This window comes from Nocardioides pinisoli (assembly GCF_024199985.1).
In the GTDB taxonomy this organism is placed as follows: domain Bacteria; phylum Actinomycetota; class Actinomycetes; order Propionibacteriales; family Nocardioidaceae; genus Nocardioides; species Nocardioides pinisoli.
On record NZ_JANARS010000008.1, the window covers coordinates 187563 to 200023 of the forward strand.

The 12461-nt window shown below is 72.6% G+C and carries 16 protein-coding genes and 1 pseudogene; 10 read left to right on the top strand and 7 right to left on the bottom strand.

What is annotated here, in order from left to right; genetic code table 11:
- Positions 1–6: 6 nt before the first annotated feature.
- Genes NCI01_RS18015 through NCI01_RS18035 form a run of 5 tightly spaced genes read left to right on the top strand, consistent with a single transcriptional unit; the run spans position 7 to position 2922 of the window.
- Positions 7–954 (top strand): lipid kinase, encoded by a 948-nt coding sequence (locus tag NCI01_RS18015; protein ID WP_254182869.1) that lies wholly within the window; start codon positions 7–9, stop codon positions 952–954.
- Positions 955–963: 9 nt separating this feature from the next.
- Entirely contained in the window at positions 964–1626 is a 663-nt protein-coding gene (rpe, locus tag NCI01_RS18020; protein ID WP_254182870.1) for a ribulose-phosphate 3-epimerase, read from the top strand.
- Positions 1626–2024 (top strand): hypothetical protein, encoded by a 399-nt coding sequence (locus tag NCI01_RS18025; RefSeq protein WP_254182871.1) that lies wholly within the window; start codon positions 1626–1628, stop codon positions 2022–2024. The genes rpe and NCI01_RS18025 overlap by 1 nt, the downstream gene beginning before the upstream one ends.
- Positions 2021–2434, top strand: coding sequence for an MmcQ/YjbR family DNA-binding protein (locus tag NCI01_RS18030; RefSeq protein ID WP_254182872.1), 414 nt, complete (start codon positions 2021–2023; stop codon positions 2432–2434). The genes NCI01_RS18025 and NCI01_RS18030 overlap by 4 nt, the downstream gene beginning before the upstream one ends.
- Before the next feature lie 23 nt (positions 2435–2457).
- Positions 2458–2922, top strand: a complete 465-nt coding sequence (locus NCI01_RS18035) for a DUF427 domain-containing protein (RefSeq protein ID WP_254182873.1) — start codon at positions 2458–2460, stop codon at positions 2920–2922.
- A 23-nt stretch (positions 2923–2945) separates the two neighbouring features.
- Here NCI01_RS18035 and NCI01_RS18040 read toward each other — a convergent pair whose 3' ends face one another.
- The 3 genes from NCI01_RS18040 to NCI01_RS18050 all read right to left on the bottom strand — a co-directional run bounded on the left by NCI01_RS18040 (position 2946) and on the right by NCI01_RS18050 (position 4634).
- The gene (locus tag NCI01_RS18040) at positions 2946–3317 is read right to left on the bottom strand and encodes a hypothetical protein (protein WP_254182874.1); all 372 of its coding nucleotides are present in this window, start codon (positions 3315–3317) and stop codon (positions 2946–2948) included.
- Between the two features lie 109 nt (positions 3318–3426).
- Positions 3427–3654 (bottom strand): DUF5703 family protein, encoded by a 228-nt coding sequence (locus NCI01_RS18045; protein ID WP_254182875.1) that lies wholly within the window; start codon positions 3652–3654, stop codon positions 3427–3429.
- A 32-nt stretch (positions 3655–3686) separates the two neighbouring features.
- On the bottom strand, positions 3687–4634 hold the full coding sequence (locus tag NCI01_RS18050) for an aldo/keto reductase (protein ID WP_254182876.1): 948 nt from the start codon (positions 4632–4634) through the stop codon (positions 3687–3689).
- A 64-nt stretch (positions 4635–4698) separates the two neighbouring features.
- Between NCI01_RS18050 and NCI01_RS18055 the strand changes: the two genes are divergently transcribed.
- On the top strand, positions 4699–5523 hold the full coding sequence (locus NCI01_RS18055; RefSeq protein WP_254182877.1) for an undecaprenyl-diphosphate phosphatase: 825 nt from the start codon (positions 4699–4701) through the stop codon (positions 5521–5523).
- On the opposite strand, the gene NCI01_RS18060 is transcribed toward NCI01_RS18055, so the two are convergent.
- On the bottom strand, positions 5498–6745 hold the full coding sequence (locus tag NCI01_RS18060) for an MFS transporter (protein WP_254182878.1): 1248 nt from the start codon (positions 6743–6745) through the stop codon (positions 5498–5500). The two genes, NCI01_RS18055 and NCI01_RS18060, sit on opposite strands and share 26 nt — an antisense overlap.
- Entirely contained in the window at positions 6742–7725 is a 984-nt protein-coding gene (corA, locus tag NCI01_RS18065; RefSeq protein ID WP_254182879.1) for a magnesium/cobalt transporter CorA, read from the bottom strand. The genes NCI01_RS18060 and corA overlap by 4 nt, the downstream gene beginning before the upstream one ends.
- A gap of 32 nt (positions 7726–7757) precedes the next feature.
- On the opposite strand from corA, the gene NCI01_RS18070 reads away from it, so the two are divergent.
- The 4 genes from NCI01_RS18070 (at position 7758) to mshC (ending at position 11225) form a co-directional block, all read left to right on the top strand.
- Complete coding sequence (locus NCI01_RS18070; RefSeq protein ID WP_254182880.1) at positions 7758–8492, top strand: histidine phosphatase family protein; 735 nt, start codon at positions 7758–7760, stop codon at positions 8490–8492.
- 10 nt (positions 8493–8502) lie between these two features.
- The gene (locus tag NCI01_RS18075; protein ID WP_254182881.1) at positions 8503–9087 is read left to right on the top strand and encodes a DUF3090 domain-containing protein; all 585 of its coding nucleotides are present in this window, start codon (positions 8503–8505) and stop codon (positions 9085–9087) included.
- Entirely contained in the window at positions 9077–9853 is a 777-nt protein-coding gene (locus tag NCI01_RS18080; RefSeq protein WP_254182882.1) for an SCO1664 family protein, read from the top strand. Before NCI01_RS18075 ends, NCI01_RS18080 begins: the two co-directional genes overlap by 11 nt.
- Positions 9854–9986: 133 nt before the next feature.
- Positions 9987–11225: a cysteine--1-D-myo-inosityl 2-amino-2-deoxy-alpha-D-glucopyranoside ligase gene (gene mshC, locus NCI01_RS18085; protein ID WP_254182883.1), complete on the top strand. Its 1239-nt coding sequence runs from the start codon at positions 9987–9989 to the stop codon at positions 11223–11225.
- A 243-nt stretch (positions 11226–11468) separates the two neighbouring features.
- On the opposite strand, the gene NCI01_RS18090 is transcribed toward mshC, so the two are convergent.
- Both NCI01_RS18090 and NCI01_RS18095 read right to left on the bottom strand, forming a co-directional pair.
- Entirely contained in the window at positions 11469–12314 is an 846-nt protein-coding gene (locus tag NCI01_RS18090; RefSeq protein WP_254182884.1) for a PAC2 family protein, read from the bottom strand.
- Between the two features lie 9 nt (positions 12315–12323).
- Positions 12324–12461 (bottom strand): annotated as a pseudogene (locus NCI01_RS18095) (IS481 family transposase); the annotation flags it as partial.

Genomic DNA, 12461 nt, shown 5'->3' on the forward strand with positions numbered 1-12461 from the left:
CGAGGCATGCACCAGCACAGCTCGGCCCAGCCACGCACCGACCGGGTCGCGGTCGTCGTCAACACCGCGGCGCGACGAGGAGCGCGGGCGCTCCCGCTGGTCGAGGCGGCGATGCGCGGCGTCTCCGACGACGTCACGGTGCACCCGGTGCACGGCGGGCTCGAGCTGGTGGAGGCGCTGGAAGACGCGGTCGAGTCCGAGCCGGACCTGCTCGTGGTCGGCGGCGGTGACGGCACGATCGGGTGCGCGGCGGCGATGGTCGCCCACACCTCCAGCACCCTCGGCGTCCTGCCGCTCGGCACCGCCAACGACTTCGCCCGCACGCTGGAGATCCCAGGGGACCTGGCGGCCGCGGTCGACACGCTGCTCCACGGCCACGTCGTCGACGTCGACCTCGGGCGCGTCGACGGCCGGGCCTACCTCAACGTCGCCTCGGTCGGCCTCTCGGTCGCGGTCACCCAGCGCCTGACCCCCGCGCTGAAGCAGCGGCTGGGGCGCCTCGCCTACCCGGCCGCCACGCTCGCTGCCTACCGCTCCCACCGCCCGTTCGCGGCCCGGCTCGAGCTGGCCGACGGCTCCGTGCTCGACCTCGCCGACCTCATGCAGGTCGCGGTCGGCAACGGGCGCCACTACGGCGGCGGGCTCACTGTCGCACCCGACGCGTCCATCGACGACCACCTCCTCGACGTGTACGCCGTCGAGCAGGGCCGGCTGCGCGACCACGTCTCCGTCGCGCGGCTGCTCCGCACCGGACACCTCGTCGAGCACGACCGCGTGCACCACGTGACCACCCGCCGCCTGCGCCTGGTCACGGACGAGCCGCTCCCGGTCAACCTCGACGGGGAGATCGCAGCCACCACGACCGCGACGTTCGAGGTCGACCGCAACGCGCTCCACGTCGTCGTACCTGCCGGGAGCCGTGCCGCGCGCCTGGACGGCCGCCGGGGTCACTAGGCTCGCCCCGTGGGCATCCAGATCACGCCGAGCATCCTCAACGCCGACCTGTCCCGCCTCGCCGACGAGGTGGCCCGGATCCCCAGCGCCGACTGGGTGCACGTCGACGTGATGGACAACCACTTCGTCCCCAACCTCACCCTCGGACTGCCCGTCATCGAGGCGCTCGCCAAGCACGCCACCCAGCCGCTCGACGCCCACCTGATGATCGAGGACGCCGACCGGTGGGCCCCGGCCTACGCCGAGGCAGGGTGCGGTTCCGTCACGTTCCACGCCGAGGCGGCCAAGGCGCCCGTACGTCTTGCGCGGGAGATCCGCGCCCAGGGTGCCCGCGCGTCGATGGCGCTCAAGCCTGCGACGCCGATCGAGCCCTACGAGGCGCTGCTGCCCGAGCTCGACATGGTGCTGATCATGACCGTCGAGCCCGGTTTCGGCGGCCAGAAGTTCCTCGACCTGTGCCTGCCCAAGATCCGCACGGCGCGAGAGCTGATGCGCAAGCACGGCGTCGAGACGTGGCTGCAGGTCGACGGCGGGGTCTCGCTGGAGACCATCGAGCGGTGCGCCGAGGCCGGCGCCGACGTGTTCGTCGCCGGCTCGGCGGTCTACTCTGCCGACGACCCGGACGCGATGGTGCGCGAGCTGCGGGATCGGGCCGAGGCAGCGAGCGCCTGATGCAGCGCTACGAGCGGCTGTGGGAGCGTCTCCTCACGCTGCTCGGCACGCTCGGTGAGGTCGACAGCTCGACACCCGGCCGGCTACGGCTGACGGTCGACCGCCACGACGTCGAGATCGTGATGACCGAGGCCGAGTGGGACGAGCTGGTGAGGATCCCTCATGGGTCCTTCGCCGGGGGTGCGTTGCACCTGCTGCACGCGCTGTCGCGGGCGCAGTCGATCGACGCCCCGTTCCTCGTGTACGACACCTACGAGCTGCACGCGAGCGCGACTCCGCGTAGTCCCCTTCGGGCCGAGATGGAGGCGGACCGTCGCCGGGTGGAGGAGTACCTACGGACGCACCCCGGCGCGAAGGTGCAGTGGCGTGCCTTCCCGCCCGGCAGCGAGCCGACGTGAGCCGCCCGGCGACGGTCGACGACATCCACGCCACGGCGCGCGCGATGCCGCACGTCACCGTCGTCCGACCGGAGAAGAACCCCGTCTACCAGGTCGGCGGCAGGTCGTTCGTCTTCTTCCGGACGCCGCGCCCGGATGCGGTCGACCCCAGGACGGGCGAACGCTACGACGACGTCGTCGTGATCTGGGTCGCCTCCGAGGGGGACAAGCAGGCGCTGCTGCAGGACGAGCGCCTGCCGTTCTTCACCACCGAGCACTTCGACGGCCACCCGTCGGTGCTGCTGCGCACCTCCCGGGTCGGGGAGATCGAGCGCGACGAGCTGGTCGAGATCATCGAGGAGGCCTGGCTCGCACAGGCGTCGGAGCGTCGCGGCCGGGCCTGGCTCGCGTCGCGCGACCTGGAGCCGTAGGGGCTGGTCCGTAGATTGCAGGCATGACCGAGTCCGTGTGGGACTACCCGCGGCCGCCGCGGGTGGAGCCGAGCACCGAGCACGTCGTCGTCACCCACGGTGGTGCCGTCGTCGCCGACACCCGTGCCAGCCTGCGGGTGCTCGAGACCAGCCACCCGCCCACCTACTACCTGCCGGCGTCCGACTTCACCGGGGGACTGCTCCGCCCGGGCCAGGGCACGTCGTGGTGCGAGTGGAAGGGCCAGGCCACCTACTACGACCTCGTCGTGGGCGACGCGGTGCTGCCGGCCGTCGCGTGGACCTACCTGTCACCGTCCAAGGGCTACGAGGCCCTGGTCGACCACGTCGCCCTCTACCCGGGGCGGGTCGACCGGTGCACGGTGGACGGCGAGGTCGTCCAGCCGCAGCCGGGCAGCTTCTACGGCGGCTGGATCACCTCACGGGTGACCGGACCGTTCAAGGGCGGCCCGGGCTCGTCGGGCTGGTAGCCCTCCGCGGCCGGCCCACGTCCTCAGTGGAGACCGCGGTCGTTGACCTGCTGGCTGGTCAGGTGGGAGCCGTGGCGGGCGTGCTCGTCGGCGCGCCGCTGGTCGTCCATCAGGGTCTCGCCCTCGAGCTGGTCGCCACGCGACTGCACCTGCTCGAGCCGCGTGGCCCAGGTGCCGACGTCGCGGGCGACGTCGTCGAGCCGCGCTGAGGGCAGGACGATCGCATCGCCCTCGCTGCGCAGTCCGGGCTCGACCGAGGCGAGGCCGTCGGCCTCGTACGTCGTCAACGGCCGCGTCAGCCTGATCCGGACGGGATAGGTCTCCCGGTCCACGTCCGCCGGGTCGACCGCGAGCTCCACGATCCCGAGTGCCGCCTTGTGCCTGCGTGTCGCCATCTGCCTCGTCCCCCTCGCCGGGACCGGGGCGGCCCCGCTCCCAGCAGTCGACCACGGCGTACGGGCGATGTCCATGGGGTCCGCGCCCCGGGCGAGCCGCCGACAGGGCTCAGCCGGCGAAGAGGGTCAGCCGCTGCCGGATGATCTTGCGACGCAGGACGACACGACGCTTGCCGTCGTTGCCGATGCGCAACCGGTCGAGCTCCCAGCCGCCGTGCTCGGCGCGCTCGACGAGCACGCGGGTGACGACGTTGCGGGAGAAGTCCTTGGGCAGCACGAGCGTCTCGAACTCCCACTCCACCCCGCGCCCCGGTGGGCGGCGCTGCATCCTGGCCATCGTCTCTCCCGTCTCCTCGAGGGGGGTGCTTCTCAGTCTGCCGACACGTCGTCGAGCGCGTCGATGATCTCCCGGGGCAGGGCCAGCTCCTCGATGCCGAGGGCGCCCTTCAGCTGGGCGGCCGTGCGGGCGCCGACGATCGGGGCGGTCACGCCGGGGCGGTCCCGCACCCACACGAGCGACACCTCGAGCGGCGACCAGCCGAGGCCGTCGGCAGCGCGGGCCACGGCCTCCACGATCCCGCGGCCGCGCTCGTCGAGGTAGGCGCCCACGAAGCGGGCGAAGTGCTCCGTGGCGGCGCGCGAGTCGGACGGCGTACCGGTGCGGTATTTCCCAGTGAGCACACCCCGGCCCAGCGGCGACCAGGGCAGGATGCCGAGCCCCAGGGCGCGCGCGGCCGGGACCACCTCGTGCTCGACGTGGCGGTTGAGGAGCGAGTACTCGACCTGGGTCGAGGCCAGCGGCACCCGCCCGGGGACGGCCCGCTGCCACGTCGCGGCCTGGGCGGTCTGCCAGCCGGTGTAGTTGGAGACGCCGACGTAGGAGGCACGGCCGGAGGTGACGGCGAGGTCGAGCGCGCTGAGCGTCTCCTCCACCGGTGCCTCGTCGGTCCACACGTGGACCTGCCACAGGTCGACGTGGTCGACCCCCAGGCGCTTCAGGGACGCATCCAGCGTGGACAGCAGGTGGCCGCGCGAGGTGTCGGTGACGCGCTCTCCGGTGCGCCGGGAGATGCCCGCCTTGGTGGCCAGGACGATCTCGTCGCGGGCGACGACGTCGCCGACGAGCGTCCCGATCAGCTCCTCGCTCGCACCGTCGCCGTAGCCCGCGGCAGTGTCCAGGAGGGTCCCGCCGGCCTCGGCGAACGCGATGAGCTGGTCGCGCGCCTCGTGCTCGTCGGTGTCGCGGCCCCAGGTCATCGTGCCGAGGCCGAGCCGGGAGACCTTGAGCCCGGTCGCGCCGAGCGAACGCTGCTGCATGGGGGTGAGGGTAGCCACGGGTGGTGCGCGGACCGCAGGGGACGCGCCCGTAGGCTCACGCCCTGTGATCGATCTCCTCAAGGCAGTGGTCCTCGGCGTCATCCAGGGGCTGACCGAGTTCCTGCCGATCTCGAGCAGCGCGCACCTGCGCATCTTCCCGGAGCTGTTCGGCTGGGGGGACCCGGGAGCGGCGTTCACGGCCGTCATCCAGATCGGCACCGAGCTCGCCGTGCTCATCTACTTCCGCAAGGACATCTGGCGCATCGGCAGCGCCTGGGTGCGGTCGCTGTTCCAGGCCGAGTACCGCGGCACGTTCGACGCCCGGATGGGCTGGTTCATCATCGTCGGCTCCCTGCCGATCGTCGTCCTCGGCGTGCTGCTGAAGGACGTCATCGAGGAGGACTTCCGCAACCTGTGGATCATCGGGACCACGCTCATCGTGATGGGTGTCGTCCTCGGCATCGCCGACCGCGTCGGTCGCACCGACCGTCCGCTGGGCAAGCTCACGCTCAGGGACGCGGTGCTGATGGGTGTCGCCCAGGCGCTCGCCCTGATCCCCGGCGTCTCCCGCTCGGGCGCGACGATCTCGATGGGTCGGTTCCTGGGCTTCGAGCGCGAGGCGGCGACCCGGTTCGCCTTCCTGCTGGCGATCCCCGCCGTCGTCGGCGCGGGCCTCTTCGAGCTCAAGGAGATCCCGCACGGGGAGAACGCCTACGGCTGGGCGCCCACCATCACCGCCACCGTGGTCTCGTTCGTCGTCGGCTACGCCGCCATCGCCTGGCTGCTGCGCTACGTCAGCACGAGGTCCTACACGCCCTTCGTGGTCTACCGGATCGTGCTCGGCGCCGGCACGCTCATCCTGCTCAGCGCCGGAGTGCTGACCGCCTGAACGTGTCGGCCAGCAGCGCCAGCGCCACGACCTGGGTGAGCGCGACGACGGCGACGAGCGCCGGCACCGACCGTTCGTAGAGCCAGCCCGCGGTGACGCCGCCGACGATCGCGAAGAGTCCCTGGACGCCGGCGAAGACGCCGTAGGCCGTGGCACGGCGGGGCGCCTCGACGAGGTCGGCGACCACGGCCTTGACGGTGGAGTCCTGCACGCCCTGCGCGACGCCCCACGCGACGACCCCGGCGAGGACGGCGACCAGCGCGGAGCCGAGCGCGAGGGCGGGCACGAGCGCGACCAGGACCGGGACGAGGAGCAGCACCCGCGGACCGGTGCGGTCGAAGACCGACCCGACGGCGAGCGCCGCCACCGCCTCGACCGCCATGGCCGCCGCGTAGACCACCGGGACGGCCGCGACGGGCAGCAGGCCGTCGACGGTGAGGTGGTAGCCGATGATCCCGAAGGTGACCAGCGCTCCGGTCGTCAGCGAGGCGGCGACGGCGTAGCGGAAGAAGTCGGCCGGCAGGCCCGCCCCGACGACCTCGGCCCACCAGCCGCGGCGGTCGGCCGGGTGCTCGGCCGGCTGCTGCTGGGTCGCAGGCGTGGGGGAGTCGTCGTACGCGCTGGGGTCGGGCACGCGGCGCCGGAGGGTGAGCAGCAGCACCATGGCGACCGCGCCCGGGACGGCGAGCACGGCCATGCCCCACCACAGCGACGCGACCGCGACGACGCCGGCCACCACGAGCGGGCCGGCGAACGCACCGACCTGGTCGAGCGCCTTGTGGACCCCGAAGCCGCGTCCGCGGCCCACTGCGGTGGCGACGTGGGCGAGCAGCGCCGACTTCGACGGCGACCGGATCGCCTTGCCGAGGCGCTCGAGCAGGATCATCGTGGTGGCGAACGCCAGCCCGGCGGCGCCGAGGCGCGGCGCGAGCGCGAGCAGGGGCACGCAGACCGCGGTGAGGCCGTAGCCCAGGATCGTCAGCGACCAGTAGCGCCCGGTGCGGTCGGCGATCGGGCCGAAGGCCAGGCGCATCACCAGCGCCACGGCCTCGCCCGCGCCGGTGACGAGCCCGACGACCACGGCCGAGGCCCCCAGGGCGGCCAGGACCGGCCCGTAGACCGACCGGGCGCCCTCGTAGACCATGTCGGCGGCGAGGCTCACGAAGCCGAACCACCACACCACCCGCCACGCGCTGGGAGCGGACCGGACAGGGCCGCTCACAACCACCCGGACCTCTTGAACCAGGCGAACAGCCCCAGCGACACCCCGACCATCAGCATCAGGGCGAAGGGGTAGCCGTAGGTCCAGTGGAGCTCGGGCATGTGGTCGAAGTTCATGCCGTAGATGCCCGCGATGAGCGTCGGCACCACGATCAGCGCCGCGCCCGCGGAGATCTTGCGCATGTCCTCGTTCTGCTGGACCGAGATCCGCGCGAGGTGGGCGTCGAAGGCCGTCGACAGCAGGACGTCGAGGTTGTCGACCACCTCCGACACGCGCTGGAGGTGGTCGGACACGTCGCGAAAGTAGGTCGCGGTCTCGGCGGTGATGCGGTCGTCCACGCCCATCGCGAACTTGCGCATCGGCTCGCGCAGCGGCATGACGGCTCGCCGCACCTCCGCGATCTCGCGCTTGAGGACGTAGATGCGGTTGGAGTCGTCGGTGCGGGCCTCGGAGAAGACGGACTCCTCCACCTCGTCGACGTCCTCCTCGAGGGCCTCGCCGACCTTCTCGTACTCGTCGACGACCCGGTCGCAGATGGCGTAGAGGACGGCCATCGGGCCGTGCTCGAGCACCTTCGCGCGGTGCTCGAGGTCGCGCCGGGCCGTCGCGAGGTCGATGCCCTGGCCGTGCCGCACGGTCACCACGAAGTCCTGGCCGACGAACATGTTGATCTCACCCGTCTCGACCGCGTCCTCCTCGTCGACGTACCAGAGCGTCTTGAGCACGAGGAAGAGCGTGTCGCCGTAGCGCTCGAGCTTGGGGCGCTGGTGGGAGTCGCCGGCGTCCTCGACCGCCAGCGGGTGCAGGTCGAAGGTCCGGGCGATCAGGTCGAGCTCGTCGGGACTGGGGTCGTGGATGCCGATCCACTGGAAGTCGCCGGGGTCGCAGGGCACGCGGGCCGCCCCCAGGCTCTGGTCGTCAGCGTCGCCGCCGAGCGGGACCCGCTGGCCCTGGTGGTAGAGCGCGTTGTCCACGATCACAGGCTGAGGCTAGCCCCACTAACCTCTGGAGAATGCCCACCGTCATCCTCGTGCGTCACGGCCGGTCGTCGGCCAACGCCACCGGAGTCCTCGCCGGGCGGCTGCCCGGCGTCCACCTCGACGACACCGGCGTGCAGCAGGCGGTCGCGGTCGGCGAACGCCTCGCGGGCGTACGCCTCGCGGCGGCGGTGACCAGCCCGCTCGAGCGCTGCCGGGAGACGTGCCGGGAGATCACCAGCCGGCAGGGGGAGCGGCTGCGCGCCGGGACCGACCGGCAGCTGTCGGAGTGCGACTACGGCGACTGGCAGGGGCGCTCCCTCAGGGACCTCGCGAAGGAGAAGCTCTGGAAGACCGTGCAGGCACAGCCGTCGGCGGCGACCTTCCCGGGCGGTGAGTCCATGCGTGCGATGCAGGACCGCGCGGTCGCGGCAGTACGACGCCACGACGCGCGGGTGGCGGCCGAGCACGGCGACGACGCCGTGTGGCTCGCGGTGAGCCACGGCGACGTCATCAAGTCGATCCTCGCCGACGCGCTCGGCACCCACCTCGACCTCTTCCAGCGCATCCACGTCGACCCGGCGTCGGTGTCGGTGGTGCGCTACACCGAGTCGCGGCCCTTCGTGCTCGGCACGAACACCCACGCCGGCGACCTGTCCTGGCTGACCCCGGCGAAGAAGTCCCGGCGAGGCTCCCGCACCCGGCGCTCGGACGCCGAGGTGGGCGGCGGCGCGGGGCCGCAGGCCGAGCCCCAGCCGCAGGGGTCCTAGGGTGAGTGACATGCCCGTCGTGCACCGTTTCGACCCGCCCGAGCGCTTCGTCGCCGGCACCGTTGGCGAGCCCGGCCAGCGCACGTTCTTCCTCCAGGCCCGCGAGGGCGCACGCCTGGTCAGCGTCTCGCTCGAGAAGCAGCAGGTGCAGGCGCTCGCGGAGCGGGTCGACGAGCTCCTCGACGAGCTGATGCGGGCCGCCGGGGGTGACGTGCTGATCCCGGCGATCGCGCCGCGCGACCTCACCGACACCCAGCCCCTCGAGCAGCCGATCGAGGAGGAGTTCCGCGCCGGCACGATGACGTTGTCGTGGGACGGCACCGACGAGCGGGTGGTGATCGAGGTCTTCCCGTTCACCGAGGCGGCGGTGGTCTCGCCCGAGCAGCTCCAGGAGGACCTCGAGGACCTGCTCGAGCCCGAGCCCGACGAGATCTTCCTCGTCCGGATCACCGCCGCCGCAGCGCGGTCGTTCGTGGAGCGGGCGTTGTCCGTCATCGGGGCCGGTCGTCCCGACTGCCCGTTCTGCGGCGAGCCCATTGACCCGGACGGACACCTGTGCGTCCGCGCCAACGGCTTCCGGCGCCGTGATCCCTGATCCTCCCGACGGCTTCCCGACGGGGGAGCTCACGCTCCACGGCCGGGTGCTGCCGGCGTCCAACGCCACCTTCGTCGGCGAGCTCGGCGGCGTGCGGGTGGTCTACAAGCCGATCGCGGGGGAGCGTCCGCTGTGGGACTTCCCCAACGGCACCCTCGCCGCCCGCGAGGTGGGCGCCTACGCCGTCTCCGAGGCGCTCGGGTGGGACATCGTGCCGCCGACGGTCCTCGGTGACGGGCCGCACGGGCCCGGCATGGTCCAGCTGTGGCGCGACGAGGTCGAGGACGCCGCGCCCGTCGACATCGTGGCCGAGGGCGAGGTCCCAGCCGGCTTCCGCCACGTCTTCGACGGCCTGGACGCCCACGACCAGGCGGTGTCGCTGGTCCACGAGGACAGCCCCCCGCTCCGCCGGATGGCGCTGTTCGACGTCGTGGTCAACAACGCCGACCGCAAGGGCGGGCACGTCCTGCCGATGCCCGACGGCCACCGCCACGGCGTCGACCACGGCCTGACCTTCCACGTCGAGCACAAGCTGCGCACGGTGCTCTGGGGCTTCGTGGGGGACGCCATCTCCGCGGAGGAGGCCGACGGGCTGCGCACCCTCGCCGCCGCACTCGACGGCGCCCTGGGGACGACGCTCTGCGGCCTGCTGACCGACGAGGAGGTCGAGACCACGACGCGGCGGGTCGCCCGGCTGCTGGCCAGCGGCACGTTCCCCGGCCCGCGGTCGTCGTCGTACCCCGTCATCCCCTGGCCGCCCTTCTGAGACGCGCAGCGGCGACCGGGCAACGAGGTCGGCGCATGGGCGCGGCCAGACCGAGCAGCCGCGTCCGGCCGTGTCGAGATCGAGACGTGCACCAACACACCAACGCCTCCCGGGCGGCCGATAGGCTGCCGACATGCGCGCCTGGTCGTCCCCCGACGTTCCCCCACTCCCCGTGCGGGGCCCCGTCGTGCGGGTGCACGACACCGCCAGCAGCGCCCTCGTCGAGACCCGGCCCGAGGGCCCGGCGCGGATGTACGTCTGCGGGATCACCCCCTACGACGCCACCCACATGGGCCACGCGGCGACCTACGTCGGCTTCGACCTGCTGCACCGCGCCTGGCGCAACGCCGGGCACGAGGTGACCTACGTCCAGAACGTCACCGACGTCGACGACCCGCTGCTCGAGCGGGCCGCCAAGGTGCACGTCGACTGGGCCGAGCTCGCCGAGCGCGAGACCCAGCTCTTCCGCGACGACATGGAGGCGCTGCGGGTCCTGCCGCCGGCGCACTACACCGGAGCGGTCGAGTCGATCCCGCAGGTCATCGAGCTGATCCAGCGCCTGGAGGAGGTCGGCGCGGTGTATCGGGTGGAGGAGGACCTCTACTTCTCAGTGACCGCCGACGACGCCTTCGGCTCGGTGTCGGGGCTCGACCGCGACGCGATGCTCGAGATCTTCCCCGAGCGCGGCGGTGACCCCGACCGCGAGGGCAAGAAGGACCCGCTCGACTGCCTGCTGTGGCGTGCCGAGCGACCCGGTGAGCCGGCGTGGGACAGCCCGTGGGGCCCCGGCCGGCCCGGCTGGCACATCGAGTGCTCGGCGATCGCGCTCGACCACCTCGGCTCCGCCTTCGACGTCCAGGGAGGCGGCAGCGACCTGGTCTTCCCGCACCACGAGATGTCGGCGGGCCACGCGCAGGTCGCCCACCCGGGCGAGCGCTTCGCCCGCGCCTACGCCCACGCCGGGATGGTCGCCTACGACGGCGAGAAGATGTCGAAGTCCAAGGGCAACCTCGTCTTCGTCTCCGCGCTGCGCCTGAGCGAGGTCGACCCGATGGCCATCCGCCTCGTGCTGCTGCGTCACCACTACCGCAGCGACTGGGAGTGGACCGACGACCAGCTCTGGGACGCCGTCGACACCCTCGCCGACTGGCGCCGCGCGCTCGCGCTCGGCTCGGGGGCTCCGGCGCTCCCCGTCGTCGAACGCGTGCTGGCCGCCCTCGCCGACGACCTCGACGCCCCGACCGCCGTCGCCGCCGTCCAGGAGTGGGTCGAGGCGACCCTCGGCACCACCGGCCTCGCCGACACCTCCGACCCCGAGGCCGCGGCGACCGTCCACCGGCTCCTCGACGCCGCGCTCGGGCTCTCGCTCTGACCTGCCCGCCGCCCGTGGGCGGTGGCTGAGCGGCTTTCCGCGGCCTCGGAATGCGGCTGACGCACCGCCGCGCGGCGTGTCGTCGTACGGCGCGCCCGTGGGCGGTGGCTGAGCGGCATTCCGCGACCTCGGAATCCGGCTGACGCACCGCCGCGTGGCGTGTCGACGTACGCCACGCCGGCCCGCGGTGCGTGAGGAGGAATCCGCAGTTCGAGAGTCCCCCTCAGGCACCGCCAGCAGCGCTCAGTCGGTGTCGCGCCGCTTGAGGTAGCGCTCGAACTCCCGGGCGATCGCCTCGCCGGAGGCCTCGGGGAGGTCGGCGGTGTCGCGGGTCTCCTCGAGCGCACGGACGTAGTCGGCGACGTCCTCGTCCTCGGCGGCGAGCTCGTCGACGCCTCGCTCCCAGGCCTTCGCGTCGTCGGCGAGCTCACCGATCGGCATGGGCGCCTCGAGGAGCTCCTCGAGCTGGCCGAGGAGGGCGAGGGTGGCCTTGGGGCACGGCGGCTGGGCGACGTAGTGGGGGACCGCGGCCCAGTAGGAGACGGCCGGGATGTCGAGCTGCGTGCAGGCGTCGTTGAAGACGCCGACGATGCCGGTCGGGCCCTCGTAGGTCGACTGCTCGAGCACGAGGCGGTCGACGAGCTCGGGCTCGGTCGCGGTGCCGGTCACGGGGATCGGCCGGGTGTGCGGGGTGTCGGCGAGGAGGGCGCCCAGCGTCACCACCAGCTCGGCACCGAGGTCGTCGCACGCGGCCAGGAGCTCGGCGCAGAACTGGCGCCACTTCATGTTGGGCTCGATGCCGCGCACCAGGATCACGTCGCGCTCGAGCTCGGCCGGCCGGGCGACGGCGATGCGGGTGGTGGGCCAGGTGAGACGGCGGTGGCCGTTGTGGTCGGTGCCGATGATCGGCCGGTTGACCTGGAAGTCGTAGAACTCCTCGGGGTCGATCGCACCGATGACGTCGGCCTTCCACTGCTCGATGAGGTGGTCCACCAGCCCGGAGGCGGCGTCGGCAGCGTCGTTCCACCCCTCGAAGGCCGCGATCACCACGGGGGACACCAGGTCCTGCACGTCGTCGAACTCGATCACCAGCCCAGCCTAGGTGTTGTCCCCACGGAGGTTGGGCACGCGGTCGGCCGGTGAGAGGCCTTGGAGCGCGGTGTGGCCGCGGTGGTGATTGTAGTGATGGATCCAGGTCGGGTAGGCGGCGACGCGGTCGGCTTCGCAGCGGTACTC

Excerpts from the sequence above, each read along its gene's own strand:
- NCI01_RS18025 (WP_254182871.1), top strand. The coding sequence starts at position 1,626 with ATGCAGCGCTACGAGCGGCTGTGGGAGCGTCTCCTCACGCTGCTCGGC.
- NCI01_RS18050 (WP_254182876.1), bottom strand. The coding sequence starts at position 4,634 with ATGCAGCAGCGTTCGCTCGGCGCGACCGGGCTCAAGGTCTCCCGGCTC.
- NCI01_RS18045 (WP_254182875.1), bottom strand. The coding sequence starts at position 3,654 with ATGGCCAGGATGCAGCGCCGCCCACCGGGGCGCGGGGTGGAGTGGGAG.
- NCI01_RS18015 (WP_254182869.1), top strand. The coding sequence starts at position 7 with ATGCACCAGCACAGCTCGGCCCAGCCACGCACCGACCGGGTCGCGGTC.
- NCI01_RS18040 (WP_254182874.1), bottom strand. The coding sequence starts at position 3,317 with ATGGCGACACGCAGGCACAAGGCGGCACTCGGGATCGTGGAGCTCGCG.
- NCI01_RS18035 (WP_254182873.1), top strand. The coding sequence starts at position 2,458 with ATGACCGAGTCCGTGTGGGACTACCCGCGGCCGCCGCGGGTGGAGCCG.
- NCI01_RS18070 (WP_254182880.1), top strand. The coding sequence starts at position 7,758 with ATGCCCACCGTCATCCTCGTGCGTCACGGCCGGTCGTCGGCCAACGCC.
- NCI01_RS18075 (WP_254182881.1), top strand. The coding sequence starts at position 8,503 with ATGCCCGTCGTGCACCGTTTCGACCCGCCCGAGCGCTTCGTCGCCGGC.
- mshC (WP_254182883.1), top strand. The coding sequence starts at position 9,987 with ATGCGCGCCTGGTCGTCCCCCGACGTTCCCCCACTCCCCGTGCGGGGC.